Origin of the sequence: Gemmata palustris (genome assembly GCF_017939745.1) — a bacterium.
GTDB lineage: Bacteria > Planctomycetota > Planctomycetia > Gemmatales > Gemmataceae > Gemmata > Gemmata palustris.
Genome location: NZ_JAGKQQ010000001.1, coordinates 884,153 through 906,884, shown reverse-complemented (window position 1 = coordinate 906,884; position 22,732 = coordinate 884,153). Strand labels below are relative to the sequence as shown.

Genomic DNA, 22,732 nt, shown 5'->3' with positions numbered 1-22,732 from the left:
ACAATATTCTCGGCGCGGTGGAGACTGATATGAGCGTCGTCGAAAAGCCTTACGAGATCAACCACGTTCCCCCTCGCTTACACAGGGATTTCGAGGGGCGCGTACCTCCCGCGAAAAGCGGTAAGACTGATCGCGAAAAAGAGAACAACTTCCTCTCCCGAGCGCTTGCCGCGTTTGCCGTGCACCGACTGAGCGGCTGCGGTCTGGACGAAGCTGCGGCATCGGTAGTCGATGGCGGTGGCGATGCCGGCATTGACGCGGTGTATCACACATCGACCTCGAACACGCTCTATGTGGTGCAGTCAAAGTTCATCGAATCCGGACGGGGAGAACCCGAACTGGGCGATGTCAGCAAGTTCCGCGATGGGGTCGATAACCTGTTGCGCGGCATTTGGACGGCATTCGAGACGAACGCGGCGTGGGTCGCGATCCTGCCGAGGGTCAAGCAATACTTCGACGACGCAAGCCTTCGTGTCCGGGCGATCCTTGTCTACTCAGGCATCAACACCGTATCCGAGGCACGCCTGCACCTGTTCGAAGCACTCGAAGCGCGGGTGAATCACGGCGAAGAGTATTTCCGTTTCGCGAGCTACGGCCTTTCAAGCGTTCACGGGTGGATCACTGGCGCAGACGAAGCTGCGGGTGTGGATAAAGTCGAACTTGAAGTGCTGAAGCCGGGGATGGTTACTGAACCGTTCCAGACGGTGTACGGGCAGGTTCGCATCGCCGATATTGCCGCTCTGTACGCGACTCACGGCGCGAAGCTTGTCGCCGCCAATATCCGGCGGTACAAGGGGCTGACCGAGGTTAACGAGCGAATTCGGGAGACGCTTCAAGGCGAACCCGCGAATTTCTTTTACCTGAACAACGGCTTGACCGCGTACTGCCAGAAGCTCGATGTTGCGCGCACTGATCTGGCAAATCACGAGAAAAAACGTGTCACGGCGAAGGGTTTCTCCATCGTGAACGGCGCGCAAACGCTCGGTACGATCCACGCCGCGGACGCCACGAGCGAAGGCTACGTGTTCCTGAAGATCATCTCCCTCGAAAGGTGCGAGGACGAGACAACTTTCGCGCGGCGGATCACCGAATCGACGAACTTCCAGAACCAGATTGGCGCGCGGGATTTCGTTTCCCTCGACACACAGCACGAGCGCATCGCGCTCCAGCTTGGGATGGACGGCATCAGCTACCACTACAAAGAGGGCGACGACATTCCCGAGTCCGACGCAACCAACTTTAACCTCGAAGACGCCGCAACGGCCTTGGTGTGCTTGGAAGGTGATAGCGATTGCGAACTATGCGCGATGCTGCTGAGTAATCGGAAAGCTGTCTGGTCTCCCGATCAGGTTTACCCGAAAGAGCAGCCAGAACAGACGCTATGCCAGAGGTTGTTCCGCCCTGAGTGACTGTCCCATAAGGGGCAGTTGGGGTGGGTAAAATGGTTCATGAGAACCCAATCCTACCCGAGCGATGTAAGCGACGAGCAGTGGAGGTTAATCGAGCCTCACATCCCGGTCTATCCGGGCGGTCGGCCCCGCGACCGACCTGCGGGATGTCGTCGATGCCGTGTTCTACATCTTGCGCACCGGGTGCCAGTGGCGCTACTTGCCCAAGGACTTCCCGCCCAAGTCCACGGTCTGGCGGTACTTCGACGAGTGGCGTCACAACGGTACCCTCGACACCATACACGACCTGCTCCGCAAGAAGGTCCGCACCCAGGAGAAGCCGTGCGCGCGCACCACGGCGAGCGTCGATAGCCAGTCGGTGGACACGACCTCCGGCGGCGAGCAGCGGGGCCGGGACAACGCCAAGAACGTCGACGGGCGGAAGCGCCACATCGTCGTGGATTCCTTGGGGTTGCTGCTGGCCGTGCTGGTGACCGCCGCGAGCGTGGACGATGCCCAAGCCGCGCAGGAACTGTTCCCCGCTTGGAGGGACAGCCGGTCGGCAAGGTGGTGCGGATGTACGCGGACAGCAAGTACCACAACTTCGCCCTCTACGCGTGGGTCGAGGACAACGCCCGGTGGGATCTGGTCATCGTGCGCCCCCGGAGGGGTCGAAGGGGTGGGTGAAGCTGCCGATCCGGTGGACCGTGGAGCGCACGTTCGCGTGGCTGGGCACGTGCCGGCGGCTCACCAAGGACCGGGAGGAAAGCGTGATGTCAGCGGAGGCGTTCATCAAACTGGCCATGATCCACCTCATGCTCAACCGACTCGAACCCAAATATGCCGACCCCGAATTCCAATATCACAAAGCCGCGTGACAACCCCTTATGGGACAGTCACTGAGCGCTCGGCCAGAACCGTTTGGCGGGCGGTTCAGACCCGGAAAATCGTCATCGAACGCCTCCGCGAGGAGATGGACGGCGACGGGCGTGCGAAAGGTGTTCTTGGAAAATGTCCGTTGGCTAGTGTTGAACCTTCTTGCTTCGGGAACGTCTTGAACAGGGGAACGCATTGGAACTGTCTGAGTGACTGTCCCATATGTGCGAAAAAGCCTGAGAAATCGTGGGTGACAACTCGAAAATACGGCGATTTCGAGGCATATGGGACAGTCACTGAGCCTGAGAAGGTGAAGGCGAGTGAGCAAACTCTTGTTATCACCGAGACGATTTGGACGGTAGCGGGGAAACTGGCTACGTAACAGGGAGCGGAGATACCGCGCAGTCCCAAAAGCACTTTCGCTCCGTCTTCTGCAATGCTGGCGACTGCCGCAGACTGCGAAACGTGGCGCTCGCCAAGTTGAACGCTCCACCGCCCAGGCCGGCAGGCAACACGACGGAAGGAGTCCCGTCTTGAACGCGCGCAAACAGAAGCTCGAACTGATGTGGATTGGGAAAGAGCATCGGCCTCGCCTCGAACCACGAATCCTGCTCGAAGACGCCGCACGTAGCTACGCCGCCGCGAAACGGGTTGCCGAGACTGACGTGTTCGATAATGGGTAGTGGCCCTAATGTCGGGATTCGTTGTACAGGCGTATGAAATACCACAAGGCGCCGAGGTGGTTCCTGGGGCACTTGGAGAACGTGAGAGTCTTGCGCACGAGTCGGGCGCATCGTTGTCTCAGGGTAAGCCAGAACCGTTCGATGTGGGCGGTGAGGCCCGTGTCCTGCCCACGGGTCGATGCCGGGCGCGTGGGATCACGCCACGGTACGAGGCGAGGAAGTCGGTGTACACGGTGACCCCGGTCCGGTACCCGCGCGGGCGCGTCCCAGAGCCGTTGGGCCGTGGCTGCGGACCGGTCCCCGAGAACCATTGCGAGCACCCGCCGGGTGCCCAAGTCCAGGGCTACCCAGACCCAATGGACATCACCCTTGGAACCCACGAAGCTCCACATTCGTTCGGGCCTCGATCACGACCGGGCCGCACTTTTTGGGGCGGTCCCGGCTCGTGTGGGGTCTCCTGTCGATACAGCTCGTTGACGAACCCTTGGAGCCACGACCGGGACACCCCGACGGCCCGCGCGATGGCCCGGATTCCCATGCTCGGCCAACAGGCGCCGCACCAGATCCTTCGTGGCCTCCGGGACCGGTCCGGTCTTCGGGTCCGCAACGAACGCCGGTCGCACCCCGGCACCGGAACCCCGGAGTGCCCGAGTGGGTGAGACCGTTGCACACCACATGGGTCGCACCGCACCGGGGGCACGGCGGAATCGGGGACGAGGGGTGTTGCGTCCAGCATCCCAACACTTTAGAGCAATCCCAACCGGTGGGCCACTACCCGATAATCGCCTTATCTTCGGCGACAACCTGCTTGCTCTGAAGGCTGGAAGCGGAGTTCACGGGAAAGGTGAAGTGCATATACATCGACCCTCCCTACAACACGGGGTCTGCTTTTGAGCAGTACGACGACGGCATCGAGCATTCGCTGTGGCTCGGACTAATGCGAGATCGGCTGGAGCTGCTGAAAAGATGCTCTGCAAAGATGGAAGCATCTGGATTTCGGTCGATGACAATGAAGCCCATTACCTCAAAGTGGTTTGCGATGAAATCTTTGGGAGGGAATGCTTCATTTCCGACATCACATGGAAAAAGCGCGACGGCGCGCCGAACGACCGGAAGATAGGCTCTGTGCATGAGCACATCCTCGTATTTGGGAAGCACCGGTCGGGCAGCAGCAAGAAGACTGACGCAGAAGAGAGCTTCAACCTGATGCCCAGAACCGAAAAGGCGGACGCCGAGTATCGGGTGTTCGATGAGCCGGACGGTCCGGACGAACGCGGCCCGTTTAGGAAGATTGATACGACCGCGAACGGAAAAGGCGGGCGGCACGTCGAATCGCTGATGTTCGCGATTACCAACCCCTACACCAAGCAGGATGTGTTCCCAAGGAAAGGTACGTGCTGGCGGCACAACAAAGAAGAGATGCAGCGCCTTCAGGATGATCGGAGGCTTTACTGGGGGTCAACGGCAAGTCAACGACGCCGATGCGTAAGTTGTTCCTGTCGGAGGCGAAGCAGGGGATGACGACGCCGACGATTTGGGACAATGTCGCACTGAACCAGCACGCCAGCAGGAAATGGAGCTTCTATTCGGCGAAAAGGCGGCATTCAAACGCCAAAGCCCGAGGCACTCATCGAGCGCATCATTCACATCGCCTCGAATCCGGGCGAGATAGTACTCGATTCATTCGCGGGCTCGGGCACGACGGGGGCGGTTGCACACAAAATGGGGCGGCGGTGGATCATGGTCGAGCTGGGAGCATTGCCATACGCACATCATTCCCCGCCTCACCAAAGTTGTCGATGGCCAAGACTCGGGAGGCGTTACAGATCTCACTGGTTGGAAAGGCGGGGGCGGTTTCCGCTATTACCGACTCGCCCCTCGCTACTCATGAAGGACAAGTGGAGCCAGTGGGTCATTAGCAAGGAGTATAACGCGGCAATGCTGTCTGAGGCCCTGCTGCAAGCTTGAAGGGTTCACGTACTCCCCGAGTGATTCGGTGTACTGGCAGCAAGGGCAAAGTACGGGCGCGACTTCATCTACGTCACCACCCAGTCGCTTGGCGCGCAGAGCAGCTTCAGCAACTGTCGGATGACGTGGGCGAAGACCGCACCCTACTGATCCTCTGCACCGCTTTCCGCGGCAAGAACGATCGCTGGCCGAGGCTGACGGTCAAGAAGATCCCGAAGGCCGTGCTAGACAAGTGCGAGTGGGGTCACGATGACTACTCGCTGAAAGTTGAGAACCTGCCGAAAGCGGCAAAGAAGCCGAAGCAGGTGACACTGTTCGATGTCGAAGGGGAAGGCACATGAACCGGCAGGTCAACAGCCTCGCGGGCCGGCTCAGCCTTCGCCCGCCGCAGCGCACATCCTTGGAAATACTGGACCGCATTTGCGAGATCGCGTACCCCTCGAAGGGGCGGATCGGGCGGCGTCCCTCGCCGCCATTCAGTCGAATAATACTCCAGCGTCACCGATTTCGAGCGGGAGTTCCCATCGATCTGCTTCGCGCTCGCAACGGGGGTCGGAAAAACGCGGCTGATGGGAGCCTTCATCGGCTACCTGTACCTGGCGCATGGGATCAAGAATTTTCTTGTCCTCGCACCAAATTTGACCATCTACAACAAGCTTGTCGCGGACTTCACGCCTAACACCAAGAAGTATGTATTCAGGGGCATTGCGGAGTTCGCAATCGATCCGCCGTCCATCATTACTGGGGACAACTACCAATCGCAGGCCACGTCGCTTTTCGACACCCCGACGACTGCAAGGTCAATATCTTCAATATCTCGAAGATCAACAGTGAGGTTCGCGGTGGCAAGCAGGCGCGAATCAAGAAGATGGTGGAGTACCTCGGCGAACCCTACTTCGACTACCTCGCCGGCCTGAGCGACCTCGTCCTTTAATGGACGAGTCGCACCGGTACCGCGCGCCCGGTGTGAAGGCGATCAACGATCTGAGGCCGATCCTCGGCCTGGAGCTTACCGCGACGCCGTTCGTCGAAGGCCCGCGCGGCGGTGCCGTTCAAAATGTCATTTTCGACTACTCCCTCGCAAAGGCGATGGAGGACGGATTCGTGAAGGAGCCGGCGGTCGTCACCCGCAAGGACTTCACCCCCGCCGGGAAGACGACGGAGAACATCGAGCAGATCAAGCTAGAGGACGGGGTTCGCCTCCATGAGAGCGTGAAGGTCGAACTGGAAACTTACGCCGTTCAGACTGGCCAGCCCGTGGTCAAGCCGTTCGTGTTGGTAATCGCCCGCGACACCACGCACTCGAAGCAGCTTCTCGAACTCATTCAAGGGGACGGCTTCTTCGAGGGCCGCTACAAGCAGCGGGTGATTCAGGTCGATTCGAGCAAGACAGGCAAGGAAGAGGACGAGATGATCGAGCGACTCCTGGGGTGGAGAGCACCGAGGAGCCGACAGAAATCGTTATACACGTCAACATGCTCAAGGAAGGCTGGGACGTAACCAACCTCTACACCATCGTCCCGTTGCGTGCGGCGAACGCGCGCATCCTAATCGAGCAGAGCATCGGGCGGGGCTGCGGCTTCCCTACGGGAAGCGGACGGGCGTGAACGCGGTGGACCGGCTGAACATCGTCGCGCACGACAAGTTCCAGGAGATTGTTGACGACGCCAAACGTCCGGACTCGCCAATCCAGCTACAGCATATCGTTCTCGACCCATCGACGGGCATACAGAAACTCGTCACCGTCATTTCAAAGTCCACCGTGTCCGAGCTGCTCTTCCCTGACAAGGCGGCGGAAGCGGCCGGTCCAACGGAACAGCCACCCGCCCCGCTGTTTGCTACGGAATCGGAGCGCAAGGTTGCCCAAATCGCCTACAGATAATCCGGACTCTGGAGGGCAAGCCGGGCACTGTTCCGACCGTCTCGCACCTTCAGAGCAAGGACGTGCAGGCTAAGGTTGTTGAGGAAGTCCGCCGTCGAATCGGCCCGAAGCAAGCCGAGATGTTTAGCACCACGGATGCAATTGCCGAGGTTGTAGCGAAGACAACCGAGCAGATCGTTCTTGGTACGATTGACATTCCCCGTATTATCGTCGTGCCCAACGGCGAGGTACGCAGCGGCTACAAGCAGTTCAAGCTCAACGTGACCAGCATCCGCTACCCGGTGCCATCCGATGAACTGTGGGCACAGAACCTTCGGAGCGGCCAGCGGGAGGTGATCAACCTCGGCCGGGGCGGTATCGAAGAACAGCGGCTGGAAGATTACGTCGTCGGCGGGCTTGTGGACTTCGACGACGTGTCCTATGACGACCACGCCGACATGCTCTACGACCTCGCCACCCTGACGGTTAACCACCTGCGCGGCTATCTCGTTGATGAGATGGATGTGCGGAAAGTCCTGCGCGTCTACCAGAAGCAGATTGCGGAGCTGATCCATTCGCAAATGCAGCAGAACTATTGGGAAGAGGCGACCGGGTACGAGATTGTCGTCAGCAAGGGCTTTACAGAGCTAAAGGACAGTGCCTTCACCGCTTCGGCAACCGACACCGTTCTCGACTACCGCCAGCCGCCCGCCGACAAAGGCAAGATCGGGCAGTTGGTCTACGCAGGCTTTACGAAGTGCCTGTACCGGCTTCAGAAGTTCCAATCGGATACCGAGCGCAAGATGGCGGTCATTCTGGAGCGGGACTCCTGCGGTGGTTCCGGCCGGCGAAAGGGCAGTTTCAAATCTTCTACCGGATTTCACACGATCAGCAGGAATACCAGCCTGACTTCGTCGCCGAAGCCGATGATTGCATTTACATGATCGAGACGAAGGCCGCTTCTGCGATGGCCGATGCGGATGTTGTTGCGAAGCGGGATGCCGGTGCGAACTGGTGCTTGAACGCGTCAAACTACTCGAAGAAGCACCGCGGAAAGGTGTGGAAGTACCTGCTGATACCTCACGACGTGGTTGCGGACAACATGACCCTGAGAGGCTTGGCGGAGGCTTACTCGGGCAGTTGACTTTGATGGATTTGGTGCGCCGCTTCACACTTTACCCCGTATCGCGATCCGAGCAGAATCGCGATGTCGGTAGGTGAAAAAATGGTTGCGCGAGCAAGACGACTCGTCTACGGTCGGTCGCGTAACGGCCCCTTGGTCTAACGGTTCAGGATGCGTCTCTTTCAAGGACGAGGAGCTGGGTTCGATTCCGCAGGGGCTACCAAATTGACAGTGAGGTGGGATGACTAAAGCGGTAATCTTCGACATTGACGGTACTTTGGCCGACGCGACACATCGACTGCATCACATCCAAAACGGCTCCCACAATTAGACGCCTTCTTCACCGAGTGCGTGAACGATCCGGTTATCGAGCCGATCCGCGAGTTGGCGGTTCTCGTCGCCCAACAGGGCCACAAGATCATCCTCGTCTCCGGCCGCAGCGACGCGGTTCAGCAAGAAACGAAAGAGTGGCTCGGCCGCAACGGAGTGCCGTACTCCGAGCTACACATGCGGCCCGCGGGCGACTACCGGCAGGACTTCATCATCAAGTCCGAGATACTCGACAATCTCCTCGCCGCAGGTAACGAGATCGCCTTCGTGGTGGACGACCGTCCCAGCGTGGTCGCCATGTGGCGCGAGCGCGGGCTGACGTGTTTACAGTGTCGCGATTGGGACGAAGCCAAGCCGGCGAAGCCCGGCATCCTCACGCTGATGGTCGGCACGTCGGGCGCAGGTAAGACGACGTGGCTGCAAAGCGAGGAGGCCGAAGGCGATTACGGCATAGACCCATCGCATGTGATCAGCAGCGACCAATTCCGACGCGAACTGTGCGGCGATTTCCGCGACCAGACCAAGAACGATGCAGTGTTCGCTGCCGTTCACGCGGTCGCCAAGACACGTCTCGGGCACGGACTGCCGACAGTGATCGACGCAACCCACCTTCGCCGCAAGGACCGAATGGAGTCTGTTCGCCTCGCCAACGGCGGGCCGGTGCTACGTCTTGATCGACCGCCCGATTGAAGTGAAGCGACGCGACGCGGGATGGCGAGCTGAGCTGCCATTCGACCTGTTCGCAAAACATGAGCAGACTCTTCGCAGTCAGCTCAAGGACATTCTCCGTGGTGACGCACAGCCCAACGTCCAGGTCATCGACCTGCGGAGGGCCGTGTGACCGGGTCGGTGCATCCGGCACGGATGATGGCATTCAACGATCTGTGGTGCGGCTTGCAGCGGGCGGTGGCCGAGAAGCGGGTGAAAGAGAACGTCGGGGCCGACGGGCTGCGGCTGTACTGCTACGCCGAGTCGACGGTGTACGACCGCGCGTGGGACGAGTTCACCATGTTGGCACGAGGGATCATTCTCGATCCAGTGGCCAAGCGGGTGGTCGCTACCCCGTTTCCAAAGTTCTTCAACGTCGGCGAGAGGTTGGACTCGATCCCCGATCTGCCGTTCGAGACGTTCGAGAAGCTCGACGGCAGCCTGATCATCCTGTTTCACCACGGCGGCGAGTGGCGTACCGCGACCAAGGGCAGTCTCGGCCCGATCAAGCGAAGTGGGCGGCGGCGCAGATCCGCGACCACGACCTGTCGCCCCTTGACACGGAGACGACCTACCTCGCCGAGGCCGTGTACCCCGAGAACCGTATCGTCGTTCATTACAGCTACACCGGTCTGGTGCTCTTGGCCGCGTACAGCGGCGAGGGCGCGGAGGTGGGGTTCGACGATTTGCTGACGGTCGGGGATCGCCTCGGGTGGAGGGTGGCCAAGCGTCACTCGTTCGCGTCCGTCTCGGAACTGCTGGCGCTGGCGAAGACGCTGCCCCTTCGGAGGAAGGGTTCGTGCTGCGATTCTCCAGCGGCTTGCGACTCAAGGTGAAGGGTGACGAGTATTGCCGAATCCACCGCTTAGTATCACGACTCACGCCTTTGGCCATGTGGGAAGCGATGCAGGCTGACGACGACCTCGAAGCCATTCGCGCCCAACTGCCGGAAGAGTTCTGGCTGGATTTCGACAACATTATCGCGATTCTGCAACGACACGTCGTTGAACTTGTCGCGGCCGTGAAGGCACAGGCGGGCCTCGTCGCCGAATTGTCGGACAAGGAGGTGGGGCTGCGACTCGACTCGTTCCCCGCTGAAGTGAGGCGGTTCATCTTCCCGTACCGGAAGGCCGGCGGAGACTTGCTGACCGGTCGCACACGCGATCTTGTGTTCCGTAGCATCCGCCCTGACGGGAATCGCTTAGTGACTGTCCCATATGCCTCGAAATCGCCGTATTTTCGAGTTGTCACCCACGATTTCTCAGGCTTTTTCGCACATATGGGACAGTCACTTAGCCGGTTACGCGCCATCGACGGCGGTGAACCGTGTCATGGACGAGGCGGCATGACACCCGCCGAACTCCGCCGCATCGCCGACGGGTTCGGCAAGAAGCCTCTTGCTGATGCTCTTGGCTGGACCGTGCGCACGCTGGACAGGAAAATCACCGGCCAGCATGCTATCACGAAGGCCGATGCCATCGCAGTCCGGGCCGTCATCACCCAGCCGCCAGCCGACACGTCAGCCCGCTGATCTTGCCGCGGTCGACCGCCACGCGGAATGTCATGATGAGCGGGTCGGGTAGCCCAGTCCGATCGAACGTGCCATCCACCTTCCCCGTGATCGTGGCGTCGCCGTCGGTGCCGCTCACGTTACGCACCTCAAGGGTGACGTTCGCTGCGAAGATGTCGTGGGCGGCCCACTCCCGGATTGCCTCGCGGCCTCGGATCTCCCGCCCGGCGTCGTCCACCACCGCGTCCTCTGCAAACAGGGCGATGAACCCGTCCGGGTCACGCTCGTTGATCGTTCGGACGTAGGCCGCTGCCGCCGTGGGTAATTGCGCGGTCATGCTCGTCTCCTTGGTTCGGTTTGGTTCCTTCACTTCGCCCGCTTCAGTTCGATCACCACGTCCGCGTGCTTCGGGTCGAAGGTCTTCGGGCGGTCTTTACCGACCCACTTCTTGCCCTTCCACTGCCCGACCACGCAAGCCACCTTCAAGGTGTCGGCGTCGAGTTCGTAGATGCCGAGGACATCGTCACCCGTTTTCTTCCCGCTGTCCGCCCGGTGGTCCCACACCTTCGATTGGCCGTCGGGTCGATCTCGAACGTCCCGGCCCACAGCTCTTTCCCTTCCTTGTCCAGCGCCGCGTAGGTGCCGTCCTTCCTGAACAGCAGCTCGGCAGCCTTCGTCGCGCCGTCGGGCGACACCTTCACGATCTCCCAAGAACCGGAGAACGACTCCAGGGCTTTTGCCGCGGTCTGTTGCTTGTCGCCCTTCGGCTCGTCGGCTGTGGCCGTGAAGCCCAGACCCATCATCAACGCCATCAACAGAATGATCCGTTTCATCTCGAGCTCCTTTGCTGGGTTGAGCCGCTCTACCGCAGTCCGCCGGAAGCGAGGAGGATCTCGCCGGTGAGCCAGCCGGAATCGTCGGATGCGAGGAACGCAACGACCTTGGCGATGTCGGCCGGCGTGCCGACGCGGCCGAGCGGCGTCATGGCGACCAACTGCTTCTCGAACTCACTGTCCACGCCGTACAGCCCGGCCGCCCGCGTGCCCTCGCTCAGCGTGGCTCCGGGATTCACGGAATTCACCCGGATGCGGCGGGCCGCGAGCTCCTAGCCAGCACTCCGGTGATTCCGTCGAGAGCCGCCTTGCTTGCCGTGTACACCGCGAAGCCGGGCGCGAACATCCGCGACGCGGCAGACCCGACGTTGATGATGCTCCCGCCCGCCGGCCCGAAGTGCTTCAGCGATTCCCGCATGACCAGCAGCGGCCCGAGCACGTTTGTGTTGATCTGGCGGTGGAACTCGTCCTCAGTTACCGACTCTAGCGGTGTCGGCGAGTACACCCCGGCGTTATTGACCACCACGTCGAGTGCTCCCAGCGTGCGTGCCGTCTCGGCGAGGAGCCGGGCTACGTCGTCCGCCTTCGACACGTTGCCGGGAAGTGCGACGGCCCGGCCGCCAGACGCTGTGATCGCGCTGACCACCGCCTCCGCTCCGGCCCGGTCGGACGCGTAGTTCACCGCGACCGCCGCGCCGCACGCGGCGAGCTCCGGGCGATCCCGGCCCCGATCCCCTTGGAAGCCCCGGTGACCAGGGCGTTCTTTCCGTTCAGCTTTGTCATGATTTGACCTCCTTACCCCCGTAGACACGGTGGGAGGCCGAATGTGACAGAAGTGACGAGATTATTTAGGGTAGCGCAGCGCGCGGTGCGAACGGCGGGTTGGTCCAGGAGCTGGCGCAGCCAAGCGACCTGGTCGGGCGGCTGGTGGAACGGGTGGTCGCGGAAGATGTCCGCGTATTGGCGGTCGAGCGTATCCTCGATCTCACGGACCGTGTCGCCGGCGGCGTTCCGAACCTGCAGGGCGTGACGCGAGGCGAACAGCAGGCGGTCGGGATCGACGTGGCCGGCTTCGATGAACCCCTTGGTCTTCTTCGGGCACCGGCAGGGTTGTCCGCGTTCACCAGACCGCATCGGTCGTGCATAAACTCGTACAGGTCGCGGCGGGCGCGAGGCACTGCCGGAAGTTGTCGCCCGACATTTCGAGGACGTCGCCACCGATTGTGTCGCTGACGCCCATGATCTCGCCCAGCGTGAACACCAACCGCTGTCGGCGGTCAAGGCAGAGCAGCATCCCGGTCGTACAGGTGAGTTTGGCCTCCTCGACCAGGAGCGGCACGTCCACCGGGACGGTGTTCGGGTCGGCAGGTCCAGGTCGGTGACGCCTGTCACCGCGGCGGCGTACTCCGCGAACGTGTGCGGATGAAGTTCCGCCCGCGCGCGCTTCATGTTCAGGACGTGGTTGGCGGCGATGCGGTAGAGCCAGGTTCGGAACTGACTGTTGCCTTGAAATGTGCTGAGTCGTGTGACGGCTTTGATCAGAACTTCTTGGGTGACTTCTTCCGCGTCCTGCGGCTGAAAGACCATGCGGACGGCGATGTTGTACACCCACGCCTGGTGACGCAGGACCAACTGCTCGAGCGCGGCACGGTCGCCGCTTTGGCTTTCTCAACCAGTTCGATATCGGTCGGCCCGCTCGCGGACTGCTCGCTGAAAGGATTAAACACGCGTCCCCGCTTTGCCAAATGAAAACATTGTGGTAGGTACGGAACTCTCCGAGGGCTTTGACACCGCAGGGCTATGTCTGTGACAAGTCGGGCAGAAGAATTTTAGAAACCCTTTGTGTCGAAGGTATAACTTCAGTGGCCCATGTCTTTTACGTCTTTGCGCTTTGCGCCGCCATCGACGGCGATACTCTCCGCTGCGGCGACGAGCGTGTTCGCCTCGCTCGCATCGATACCCCGAAAAGGCGAGGCCGGGTTCTACGAAGCGAGAGACGCCATGCAGATGCTTATCAAGGGCAAAGAGGTCAGATGTGTCGTGCGGAAGCGTGAGAAGTACGGCCGCCTGCTGGGCGAGTGTTCGACGGCCGACTCAGCTTCGCTCTCCGACGCGATGCTGGCAAACAAGTTGGCTGTAGTGGACCCCATTGTCGAGACCAAAACCGGCGATTCTTAGCTACTTTCTCGCCGGCTCTTTAGACCTTCCCGCCCGGTACACTTCGACCGGGGTTTTGTACCCGAGCGACTGATGCAGCCGGGCTCGTTGTAGAAGGCGAAGTACGCCCGCAGCCCCGCTCCAACTCGGGCACCGACTCGTACCCCGCAGGAACACGTCCTCGTACTTCACCGTCCGCCACAGCCGCTCGACGAACACGTTGTCCAGGCACCGCCCCCGCCCGTCCATGCTCACCCGCACCCCGGCCGCCTCCCCCGCTCGACCCACGCCCCGGCCGTGAACTGCACCCCCTGGTCGGTGTTGAACACCTCCGGCGTCCCGGTCGCCAACGCCTCGTCCAGCATGTCTCGGCAGAACGCCCCGTCCAGCGTGTTCGACAGCCGCCACGCCACCACATACCGACTGAACCAGTCGATCGTGGCCGCCAGGTACATGAACCCGGAGGCCATCGGCAGGTATGTGATGTCGGCCGACCACACCTGCCCGACCCGGTCGATCGGCACGTCCCGGAGCAGGTACGGGTACACCTTGTGGCCCCGCCCGGCCGACAGCTTCGGCTTCGGGTGGATGGCCTCCAGCCCCATCACCCGCAGCAGCCGCTGGACCCGCTTCCGGTTCACCTCGTGGCCCTGGGTCGCCAGCCACCGAGTGATCCGCCGGCTCCCGTAGAACGGGCACGCCGTGTATTGCTCGTCGATCAACCGCATCAGTGCTAGGTTCTCGGCCGACTCCCCGGTCGGCTCCCGGTAGTAGGTCGCCCGACCCAGCCCGATCAACTGGCACCGCCGACGGACGCTCAGTTCGGCGTGCCCGTCGTCGATCATGGCCCGCTTGGCGTCAGCCGAGGGCGGCAGATTTTTTTTCACCCAGTCGAGTTCGACCTTGAGTCGCCCGATCTGCTCGTACAACTCGGCGGTCTTGTCCTCCGGCGGTCCGGTGGCCTTCGCCCCGGAGGCGAACACCGCCTCGGCCCCGGCCAGGAGCTTCTTCTTCCAGTCGTGGATCAGGGTCGGGTGGACCCCGAACTGGGCGGCCACCTCGTTGACTGTCTTGTCACCCTTGAGAGCACGGCCAACGCGCGCGACTGGGGAAGTTGCGTGGACTTGCGCGGTGCCGCGCCGTTCTATCACTTGGGCAGTGGTTCTCACGCCCGCCCGCGGGCCCGTTGTCTGAAGTCCGGTGCGACCTATGGCCACCAAGCGGGTTACCATTGAATCGATCGGTTCCTATTTCGAGTCCCTGCCCGACCCCCGCCATCCCCAGAACCGCAAGCACCTGTTCGTCGACATTGTCGTGATTGCGGTGTGTGGCCTGGTGTGCGGGTGTGACGGTCCGACCGCGATTCACCGATGGGCCACCAATCGCCGGGATTGGCTTAGTGACTGTCCCATATGTGCGAAAAAGCCTGAGAAATCGTGGGTGACAACTCGAAAATACGGCGATTTCGAGGCATATGGGACAGTCACTTACCCGGTTCCTTACGCTCCCCAACGGCATCCCGTCCCGCGACTGCATCCGCCGGTTGCTCATCGCCCTTCAACCCGAGGCCTTTCAGCGGTGCTTCCGGGATTGGATCGCCGACGCCCTGGAGCCCGACGGGATCGGCCCGGCCCGCCTGATCGCCATCGACGGCAAGACGTGTCGGCGGTCCCACGACGCGGTCCACGGGCTCGGGCCGCTGCACATCGTCAGCGCGTGGGCGAGCGAACACGGGATCGCCTTGGGCCAAGTGGCGGCCGAAGAGAAGTCCAACGAGATCACGGCTATTCCCCTCCTGCTGAAGCAGATCGAGTTTCACAAGGCGCTGATCACGATCGACGCGATGGGATGCCAGAAGGACATCGCCCGTGACATCGTTACGGGCGGCGGGGACTTCGTGATCGCCGTGAAGGACAACCAGCCGAAGCTGTCCGAGGCTATCGGGGCTCTGGTCCTGAAGCACCTGGAAGGCGAGTTGAAAGCCCTCAAGCACCGGACCCGAGAGACCGACGAGCGGGCACGGTCGGCGCGACGAGCTCTCCTACTTCGTGGCCCAGGTGCCCACGGATTTTGCGGCCCAGGGGAGTGGCCGTGGATCAAGGCCATCGGCACCGCGGTGCGGATCACCACGCACGCCAACGGGAGTCAGAGTGACGAGGTGCGGTTCTACATGCTGAGCCGGTTCCTGAGTGGCAAGCGGTTCGGCGAGGCGGTTCGTGGGCACTGGGGCATCGAGTCCATGCACTGGGTTCTGGACGTCACGTTCCGTGAGGACGAGAGCCGCACGCGACAGCGCGTTCTGGCCAACAACCTGAGCTGGCTCCGACGGTTCGCCGTCACCCTACTGAAGCGCCATCCCATCAAGGACAGTATCCGGGTAAGATGATCCGCCCCTCATGAACACACAGTTCCTCGACGAAGTCCTGACTTTACAAGGCGATTAGTACGCGCTGGCCGTGCCCTTGAGAGCGGCCAGTGCGACCTGGGCCTTGAATGCTGCCGAGTGACTCTTTCGCTTGCCCGCCATTGGTTCCCCTTTCCTGGGCCTCCGGTGTAGCTTAACCGGCGGTCCAGTTTTCGGGGTCCACTATAATGCTCACCTTCTCGCCTTCGCGATTGCGGTAGGTCTTGCCCACTTCTATCAGCATAACCATGAACTGTCCTTCCTTGGTTTAATTCGTTCTTGCCCGGTTCCGTTGTTTCTGCGATGCCCGCTGCTGCTTGCGCGCTCCAGTCTTCTTCTTTGACCGGGGAGCGGCTTATGCTCTCGAAGTGAAGGTGGCCCGCTAGGCAGTTCGTGCAGGAAACGGGACAGCGCAAACGCCGCCGATAGTGATAGCAAAGACTTCATTCATCCTCTTTTCCGCCTCGTGAGGCTTTGGTTATTTCGTTTCTTCTCGATTAGGTCCACGAACCCTGGCTTCTTCTGTTCTCCCGCCAGCGCCTGCAGGCGGTCGATCTCCCCGGTACACGGCTGCAATGGCCAGCAAATCGTTCACCTGCTTCCGAGGTTGCCCTGCAGCAGAAAGCCAGGGAGCGAGTTGAGAGGGCGTGCGTCGGCTTCGGCGACAGTGTTGATGCGGGTACGGCGGGTCATGGTTCTATAAACAGCAGGTTGGTGCTCATGCTGTTATCGTTTCGATCTTGCGGTGCTCGGCGTGGTTGCATCCTTCGCAAACCCGAATCTGATAGAGCTAGATGTTACGCAGTGCGGCATTTTGGGCCTTGCGCGGGTGTGGGTGTGGGTCTACGATCGTGTCATGAGCGTGCCCAAGGTGTTCCCGCAGGACTACATCGACTTCTTGATCGCGACCCCGAAGGGGTACTCGGGTACGGAGGCAGCTCGGGTACAACCGAGCCAACCCGACCCGCCGGCCCACGATGCGTTTACCCGTCTGCTCGCGCGCGTGGAACCCGATCCCGACACCCTTTGGGCCGAAGCACGAACCCAGGTCCGGCGACGACGGGGTGCTGGTCGTGGACGATTCGACCCTGGACAAGCCCTACGCCCGAGCCATCGAACTGGTCACCCGGCACTGGTCCGGCAAGCACCACGCGGTCGTTCGGGGATCAACCTAGTGTCCCTGCTGTGGACCGACGGGGACCGACACATCCCGTGCGACTACCGGATCTACAACAAGCCGACGCGACGACGCGCACCAAGAACGACCACTTCGGGGACATGATCCGGGGCGCTATGCCCGGGGCTTCAAGCCCCGGGGCGTCGTGTTCGACGGGTGGTACAGCAGCCTGGACAATCTGAAACTGATCCGCAACTGCGGGTGGGTGTGGCTCACCCGGCTCAAGTCGAACCGGCTCGTGAACAAGGATCGAGAGGGCACACGGGCGGCTGGAGCACGACCATCGCGGCGACCGGCGGACGTGTGGCTCACCGGATTCGGGTTGGTCAAGGTATTCGGGATTGCCACCCCAGACGGGGCACCGCGTATTGGGCCACCAACGATCTGGGGATGACGGACCTGACCCGGGTGCAACTCGCCGAGTTCAGTTGGGCCATCGAGCACTACCACCGGGGATCAAGCAATGCACCGGGATCGAGCGGTGTCAGTGCCGAACGGCCCGCGCCCAGCCGCAACCACATCGGGTTGGCCCTTGCGCGCGTTCCTACGGTTCGAGGCGCATTGTTTTGCGACGGGCATCAGTTGGGTCGAAGCCAAAACCGCGATCATTCGTGAGGCCGTGCGAGACTACCTGACACGACCCCACATTGGCTTCCCAAACTGTACTTTGCGCGACTTCCTGTATTCGAGCGGCTGAGGCTTAGCGTGTAGACAGGCGCCGGCCCGTCCGAGACGATGGGGTTACCACACCACCCTCGCCCCGGACGGACGCGGCCATGCCATCATCGCATCCGCTACCCTCGTCGTGCCACTGGTTTTCGGTTCTCGCGGCGGCGTTAGACCCACGATCGGCTCCGCGGCTGGCATGGTTGCTGGTCGGAGCCGTTCTGGCTCGGGGCCGGCGCACCGTTACGACCTGGATTCGGTCCGCCGGGCTGAGCGATGAGTATCGCCCGTGCTACACCACGGTGGCCGCGCTTGGGGCCGGACCGACCGCGCGGCGTCACACCTGCTGCGGGAGGTCGTGAGGCCCCTGGCGGCGGAGGCCAGACGGCTCACGTTGGCCCTGGATGACACCCCAACGGAACGATACGGGGCAACGGTACAAGGGGCCGGGGTGCACCACAACCCGACGCCCGGGCCGGCCGGCGGACCGTTCGTGTACGGGCACGTGTGGGTGGTCCTCGGGCTCCTGGCCCGGCACCCCTCTTGGGGCATCGTTGCGCTCCCGCTGCTGGCCCGGTTGTACGTGCGCCGCAAGGACCTTCCGGGGATCCCGGCGAGGACCCGGCCCGGGTTCCGGACCAAGCTGGAACTGGCCGTCGAGTTGGTGCGGTGGGCCGCCTCGTGGCTCGGGCACCTGGGCAAGCCCCTCTGGGTGGTGGCCGACGGGGCGTACGCCAAGGCCCCGGTACTCAAGCCCCTGCGGGAGCTCGGGGTGACGGTGGTGAGCCGACTGAGGAAGGACTCGGCCCTGTGGTCCGTGCCCGGCCCGCGGGCGCCCCACCAGCGCGGACCGAACCGGACCTATGGGGACCAGCGAATCGAGTTGGCCAAGCGAGCCGGACAGACCCGCGGGTGGGCCACCGGGACGTTCGACTTGTACGGGAAACCGACGGAGAAGAAGTACAAGACGTTCGTGGCCACCTGGCGCCCGGCCGGTGGGGCGATTCGCGTCGTTCTGGTGGACGAGCCCACCGGGTGGGTGGCGTTCTTCTGCACCGACACCGCCGCGCCGGTGGGCGACATCCTCGGAAGTGTCGCGAGTCGCTTCAGCCTGGAGATCGCGTTCCGCGATCTGAAAGAAGTTGTCGGGGCGGGTCAGCAGCAGGTGCGCTCGTGCGGGCCAACGTCGGGGCGTTCCACGTGTGCCTGTGGGCGCTCACGATGACCGAAGCTTGGGCCTGGAATCGGGATGCCAGGCGTTGGCCGGGCACCGGCCGCAAGTCCATGGGACGACGGGGAACGGCGACCGAGTCACGCGGATAAGCGCCGCGCCTGGCGCCGTGAGCTACTGCGGAACGAAATTCAGGCGGTTCTGCGGCCCGGGATCAACGAGGCCGAATTACAAGTCGCCGCCGAACGACTACTCGACTTGGCCGCTTAATGGTGATGAAGTTGCGCAAAGAGCAGTTCCCAAACCACCGCACTGCGTAACACCTAAGAGCATCTTGGCTGAGCTGCCGCGATTGATGGTTTCAAGCGTCTCTGGCTCACACCACTTGCCCCATTTATGCTTGCAGTCCCGAGTGCATTATCACCAATGCCATGCAGCCGGTTATGCAGAACCCCACCAAGGGCATAATCAGGAAGGTTAAAAGCATCGCTTCAGACTGATCGAGGGCGCACACGACTGCCGTATTCATGCTTTTGCCTCCGGAGTAGTCCAGCAATGCTTGCAACGCAAAATGGTGGGGACGCGGGGTGTTGCCGCCCGCAGTTATCCATTCGTGGCGACCCGCCTCACAGTTCAGGCGTACCACGTTGCTTTGCAGAAGGCGCATCTCGCATTCTAAATCAATCAATCTCTGTCGGTGTTTACTGGTGAAAATCATTCTGTATCCCTCTCATCTGCCTGTTCGATATGTGATTTCGCCTCCTGCTGCTTCTCCACCAGACCAGCTTCAAATTCCTGCCGAATCAGCCTCTCCATCTGCGGGGTGATGCGGTTCCGCCCCGAAGCCCAGCTCCGCACGGTGCGTGAGTTCACGCCGAGGCAGCGCGCGGGCGGGACTGCCAACCGGGGAACGGTTCACCGAGGGAGCGGAGTTCGGACGGGGTCATGCTGCCTGTTCGACAACAATGACTGTGAAATGCCACTGGCCTTTACCTGAAACGGGCTCGACGGTCATGAAGTCGAAGCCCAGCTTTTCACCAAGGCGATGCCACGCGCGGTTAGCATTTTCTTGCGGCGTGCCGCCCATAGGCGTGCCACCACCAGGAGCATTGCTGGTGTGGGCTTGCAGGCTTCAAGCAATTCGCCAAGCTCTTGCTCGGTCATTTCAAACTCTTTCCTCATACGCGTTCCTCTATGTCTCGCCGGGCTTCATTGCCCTTGCGTGATTTACACCCTAGGGCATCGCGCCCCAATTCTCAATCAATTTAATCGCACGACTGTCAAATAAACCGCTTGCGCGAATCTCAAATCTGTGTGCCAACTCGCCGGGTTTCTCCCAAAGGCTTGTGAAGTGTTTTCACACGCCTACGGGATTACCCGTGTGGACTTTCCCCGTGGAAACCAAACGAGGGCTCTTGGTCGCTGGTAACGAAAAACTCGGTATGTCGGTGTTTCACTTCGACGTGCCGCCGGTGTCACCTGCCCCGGACGGAGCAAGCGGTGCGAATCGCTTTGCTACTGTCGCCGGGGCCGGTTCGTGTTCCCCAGGTGATCGAACGCCTGGAGTGGTGCTACGAACAAAGCAAGCGCGATGACTTCGCCAGTCGCATGACGGCAGAGATCCATCGCAAAGGCTGTCTGGCTGTGCGTCCCCACGTAAGTGGTGACATGTATAGCCCTGGATACGCGCGAAGTGGCTGGAAATCGTTTCCAACTGCCCGCACACGAAGTTCTGGCTTTACAGCCGGAGCTGGCGAATTCCCGGCATTCTGGAGGTGTTGGCAGAACTGGCCAAGCTCCCGAACCTCTCCGTGTGGTTCTCAGCGGATGAGGAGACCGGATACCCGCTGACCGTCCCGGAAGGGGTGCGGGTCGCGTGGCTGATGGATTCTGACGAAGAGCCCGAGGCTGCGGATCTGATCTTCCTGAACCACCCATTGCGGTATCAGGACAACAAGCGGATCAAGCTCGACTTGATTTGCCCGACTGAGACAGAGTCTGGTCGGAAGAAGGGTACGTCCTGTTCTACTTGCCAGTTTTGCTGGCCTGATTGATCTTTGACCGGCTCCGCTCAACCCGTATGGGCAGAAGCAGGGCCGGTCCTTTTATCTCGTATCGAGTGCGAGCGAAGCCGCGATTTGCTATGTCGTCGGCGCAGCAATGTTGCACCGGTCCATCTCTATCCCCTTGTAATTTTCCCACTTCCACAGCACTGTACTTTCCGCGAACTTATAGCGTTTAAGCAGCCAGATCCAGGCACCGGTGCGCGAGGGCGCGGATTCTCGCGGGGTCGTGGTGCTCGCCCACAACGGCCTGAATTTCCTCGGCCAGCAGCTCCTGTTGCCAGGCCCGGCGCTTGTCCGCGTGGCTCGGGCGCCGGTTCGGATCGTCCCACGGGGCCGCCGCCCGATGGGCCACCAGTTCATCCGCCTTCTGGTTCCAGGCCCACACCTCGGTGAGCGTGAGGGACCACGCACACAGGTGGAAGCATCCCACGTTCGACGCGACCCCGCGTACCTGCTGGTGACCGGCGCCCGCGACCTGTTTGAGATCTCGAAAACAGGTTTCCAACGAGAACCGGTCCGCGATCAGGCCCAGGATGTCGGCCACGGAGGCCGTGGGGTCCGTGCAGAAGAACGCGACCCACCCCTTGGGTTCGTCCACCAGGACGACCCGGATCGTGCCCCGGCCGGCCGCCACGTGGCCTCGAACGTCTTGTACCGCTTCTCCACGGGCTTCCCATACAGGGTGAACGTGCCCGTGGTCCACCCGCCCTTGTGCCCGGCCCGCTTGGCGAGCGACACCCGCTGCTCCCCGTACACGCGGGGCCGCCCGCGGGCGCTCGGATCGCGGGCCGGGGGCACCGTCCACAGGGCCGCGTCCTTGCGGAGCCGGCTCACCATGGTCACCCGGAGCGCGAGTAGGGCCTTGAGCACCGGGGCCTTGGCGCACGCCCCGTCGGCCACCACCCACACGGCCCGGCCCCACGTCTTCAGCCACCCGTGGGCCCACCGGACCAGGTCCACGGCCATCACCAACTTGGTTGCGAACTCGGGCCGGTCCGGCCCGGGATGGCCCCGAGATCTTTGCGGCGGATGTACAGGCGGGCCAACAGGGGAGGGCCACAATCCCCCGAGGGGTGTCCCACCAACAACCCGAGGACCACCCACACGTGCCCGTACACGAACGGGCCCCGGCCGGCCCGGGTGTCGGGTTGTGGTGCCCCGGCCCCTCGAACCTTGGGCCCGTACCGCTCCGTCGGGGTGTCGTCGTCGAGGGCCAGCACCACCCGAGCGCACCGGCCACCATGGGCTTGAGAACCTCGACCAACAACCGCATGGCGATACGCTCGGTGCGGCGCCCCACGGCCGCGGCCGTGGCGTAGCACCGGCGGTACTGGGGCGACAGCCCGGCGGCCCGGATCCAACCCGCGAGGGTGCGGCGCCCGCGGGTCAGGATGATCCCGAGGAACAGGACCGCGAGCCGCCGCCCGGACCGCGGGTCCAGAGCCTTGGCCAGGGTTGAAAACCAGTGGCACCGAGGGCCGGAGTATGCGAAGATGGCATGGCCGCGTCCGTTCGGGTCGGGAGGTCGTGTGGTAACGCCATCCTCCCGGACGGGCCGGCACTCGTCTACCCCGACCCCACAACTTACGCCAACCGCCTATAACTTCGCGGAAAGTACAGACAGCACCGAGGGCAGGCCCTCTTCGCGGCGGCGGTCGAACTCGGTTTGTGCGGTCGGGCTCCCATCGCTGCTCTCGTACCGATACGAAAAGTGCGGCAGGCTCTCCCAAAGCCCTTCCGTCCACTCCACGTCCGGCGAATCAGTGATGACGTAAACGGCCATCGGGTGCTCCGAATTCAGCGTCGATAAG

The 22,732-nt window shown here is 62.1% G+C and carries 19 protein-coding genes and 11 pseudogenes; 18 read left to right on the top strand and 12 right to left on the bottom strand.

Annotation, left to right across the window (positions count from 1 at the left end):
* Positions 1-29: 29 nt before the first annotated feature.
* The 4 genes and pseudogenes from J8F10_RS03685 to J8F10_RS40590 all read left to right on the top strand — a co-directional run bounded on the left by J8F10_RS03685 (position 30) and on the right by J8F10_RS40590 (position 2,266).
* Positions 30-1,409, top strand: a complete 1,380-nt coding sequence (locus tag J8F10_RS03685; protein ID WP_210652523.1) for an AIPR family protein — start codon at positions 30-32, stop codon at positions 1,407-1,409.
* Positions 1,410-1,569: 160 nt separating this feature from the next.
* Positions 1,570-1,890: pseudogene (locus J8F10_RS40600) on the top strand (transposase); the annotation flags it as partial.
* Positions 1,891-1,931: 41 nt separating this feature from the next.
* A complete protein-coding gene (locus tag J8F10_RS40595; RefSeq protein ID WP_390891092.1) occupies positions 1,932-2,075 on the top strand; it encodes a hypothetical protein in 144 nt (47 codons plus the stop codon).
* Positions 2,072-2,266: a transposase gene (locus tag J8F10_RS40590; protein WP_246522963.1), complete on the top strand. Its 195-nt coding sequence runs from the start codon at positions 2,072-2,074 to the stop codon at positions 2,264-2,266. The genes J8F10_RS40595 and J8F10_RS40590 overlap by 4 nt, the downstream gene beginning before the upstream one ends.
* 686 nt (positions 2,267-2,952) lie before the next feature.
* Here the strand turns inward: J8F10_RS40590 and J8F10_RS40585 are convergent.
* The gene (locus J8F10_RS40585) at positions 2,953-3,339 is read right to left on the bottom strand and encodes an IS1 family transposase (protein WP_210652522.1); all 387 of its coding nucleotides are present in this window, start codon (positions 3,337-3,339) and stop codon (positions 2,953-2,955) included.
* Positions 3,340-3,791: 452 nt separating this feature from the next.
* Between J8F10_RS40585 and J8F10_RS03670 the strand changes: the two are divergent.
* From J8F10_RS03670 to J8F10_RS38355, 8 genes and pseudogenes are all read left to right on the top strand, one after another.
* A pseudogene (locus J8F10_RS03670) lies at positions 3,792-4,468 on the top strand (DNA methyltransferase).
* A gap of 63 nt (positions 4,469-4,531) precedes the next feature.
* On the top strand, positions 4,532-4,915 hold the full coding sequence (locus tag J8F10_RS03665) for a DNA methyltransferase (RefSeq protein ID WP_210661734.1): 384 nt from the start codon (positions 4,532-4,534) through the stop codon (positions 4,913-4,915).
* A gap of 125 nt (positions 4,916-5,040) precedes the next feature.
* Complete coding sequence (locus tag J8F10_RS03660) at positions 5,041-5,256, top strand: hypothetical protein (RefSeq protein WP_210652520.1); 216 nt, start codon at positions 5,041-5,043, stop codon at positions 5,254-5,256.
* A pseudogene (locus J8F10_RS40580) lies at positions 5,253-7,920 on the top strand (DEAD/DEAH box helicase). The gene J8F10_RS03660 and the pseudogene J8F10_RS40580 overlap by 4 nt, the downstream one beginning before the upstream one ends.
* 330 nt (positions 7,921-8,250) lie before the next feature.
* Entirely contained in the window at positions 8,251-8,919 is a 669-nt protein-coding gene (locus tag J8F10_RS40220) for a phosphatase domain-containing protein (RefSeq protein WP_210652515.1), read from the top strand.
* A 174-nt stretch (positions 8,920-9,093) separates the two neighbouring features.
* Positions 9,094-9,399: pseudogene (locus tag J8F10_RS40575) on the top strand (2'-5' RNA ligase); the annotation flags it as partial.
* 8 nt (positions 9,400-9,407) lie between these two features.
* Positions 9,408-9,773, top strand: a complete 366-nt coding sequence (locus tag J8F10_RS38360; RefSeq protein ID WP_246522860.1) for a hypothetical protein — start codon at positions 9,408-9,410, stop codon at positions 9,771-9,773.
* Positions 9,737-10,468: a hypothetical protein gene (locus tag J8F10_RS38355; RefSeq protein ID WP_246522858.1), complete on the top strand. Its 732-nt coding sequence runs from the start codon at positions 9,737-9,739 to the stop codon at positions 10,466-10,468. The genes J8F10_RS38360 and J8F10_RS38355 overlap by 37 nt, the downstream gene beginning before the upstream one ends.
* Here the strand turns inward: J8F10_RS38355 and J8F10_RS03615 are convergent.
* The 6 genes and pseudogenes from J8F10_RS03615 to J8F10_RS40570 all read right to left on the bottom strand — a co-directional run.
* Entirely contained in the window at positions 10,434-10,784 is a 351-nt protein-coding gene (locus J8F10_RS03615; protein ID WP_210652513.1) for a nuclear transport factor 2 family protein, read from the bottom strand. The genes J8F10_RS38355 and J8F10_RS03615 overlap by 35 nt on opposite strands.
* Before the next feature lie 145 nt (positions 10,785-10,929).
* On the bottom strand, positions 10,930-11,280 hold the full coding sequence (locus tag J8F10_RS03610; protein WP_246522856.1) for a hypothetical protein: 351 nt from the start codon (positions 11,278-11,280) through the stop codon (positions 10,930-10,932).
* A 29-nt stretch (positions 11,281-11,309) separates the two neighbouring features.
* Positions 11,310-12,063: pseudogene (locus tag J8F10_RS03605) on the bottom strand (SDR family NAD(P)-dependent oxidoreductase).
* A gap of 12 nt (positions 12,064-12,075) precedes the next feature.
* Entirely contained in the window at positions 12,076-12,414 is a 339-nt protein-coding gene (locus J8F10_RS38350; protein ID WP_246522854.1) for a hypothetical protein, read from the bottom strand.
* Positions 12,401-12,625: a hypothetical protein gene (locus J8F10_RS38345; RefSeq protein WP_246522852.1), complete on the bottom strand. Its 225-nt coding sequence runs from the start codon at positions 12,623-12,625 to the stop codon at positions 12,401-12,403. The genes J8F10_RS38350 and J8F10_RS38345 overlap by 14 nt, the downstream gene beginning before the upstream one ends.
* Positions 12,626-12,765: 140 nt before the next feature.
* A pseudogene (locus J8F10_RS40570) lies at positions 12,766-12,867 on the bottom strand (RNA polymerase sigma factor); the annotation flags it as partial.
* Between the two features lie 282 nt (positions 12,868-13,149).
* Here J8F10_RS40570 and J8F10_RS03595 point away from each other — a divergent pair.
* Positions 13,150-13,458, top strand: a complete 309-nt coding sequence (locus J8F10_RS03595; RefSeq protein ID WP_246522849.1) for a thermonuclease family protein — start codon at positions 13,150-13,152, stop codon at positions 13,456-13,458.
* Here J8F10_RS03595 and J8F10_RS03590 read toward each other — a convergent pair.
* Positions 13,459-14,585, bottom strand: a pseudogene (locus J8F10_RS03590) (IS3 family transposase). It lies immediately after the preceding gene.
* A gap of 61 nt (positions 14,586-14,646) precedes the next feature.
* Between J8F10_RS03590 and J8F10_RS40565 the strand changes: the two are divergent.
* The 4 genes and pseudogenes from J8F10_RS40565 to J8F10_RS38325 all read left to right on the top strand — a co-directional run.
* Positions 14,647-14,781, top strand: a pseudogene (locus J8F10_RS40565) (transposase family protein); the annotation flags it as partial.
* A gap of 130 nt (positions 14,782-14,911) precedes the next feature.
* Positions 14,912-15,823: an ISAs1 family transposase gene (locus J8F10_RS03580; protein WP_210652511.1), complete on the top strand. Its 912-nt coding sequence runs from the start codon at positions 14,912-14,914 to the stop codon at positions 15,821-15,823.
* An 874-nt stretch (positions 15,824-16,697) separates the two neighbouring features.
* Positions 16,698-17,715 (top strand): annotated as a pseudogene (locus tag J8F10_RS40560) (IS701 family transposase).
* Between the two features lie 258 nt (positions 17,716-17,973).
* Positions 17,974-18,909: an IS701 family transposase gene (locus J8F10_RS38325; RefSeq protein WP_315854062.1), complete on the top strand. Its 936-nt coding sequence runs from the start codon at positions 17,974-17,976 to the stop codon at positions 18,907-18,909.
* Positions 18,910-19,249: 340 nt separating this feature from the next.
* Here J8F10_RS38325 and J8F10_RS03565 read toward each other — a convergent pair whose 3' ends face one another.
* Positions 19,250-19,573: a hypothetical protein gene (locus J8F10_RS03565; protein WP_210652510.1), complete on the bottom strand. Its 324-nt coding sequence runs from the start codon at positions 19,571-19,573 to the stop codon at positions 19,250-19,252.
* Positions 19,574-19,866: 293 nt separating this feature from the next.
* Positions 19,867-20,037: a hypothetical protein gene (locus J8F10_RS03560; RefSeq protein WP_210652509.1), complete on the bottom strand. Its 171-nt coding sequence runs from the start codon at positions 20,035-20,037 to the stop codon at positions 19,867-19,869.
* A 240-nt stretch (positions 20,038-20,277) separates the two neighbouring features.
* Between J8F10_RS03560 and J8F10_RS41080 the strand changes: the two are divergent.
* Positions 20,278-20,909, top strand: a pseudogene (locus tag J8F10_RS41080) (GP88 family protein).
* Between the two features lie 184 nt (positions 20,910-21,093).
* Here the strand turns inward: J8F10_RS41080 and J8F10_RS41075 are convergent.
* Positions 21,094-22,421, bottom strand: a pseudogene (locus J8F10_RS41075) (IS701 family transposase).
* 97 nt (positions 22,422-22,518) lie between these two features.
* Positions 22,519-22,704, bottom strand: a complete 186-nt coding sequence (locus tag J8F10_RS03550) for a hypothetical protein (protein WP_210652508.1) — start codon at positions 22,702-22,704, stop codon at positions 22,519-22,521.
* Positions 22,705-22,732: the final 28 nt, after the last annotated feature.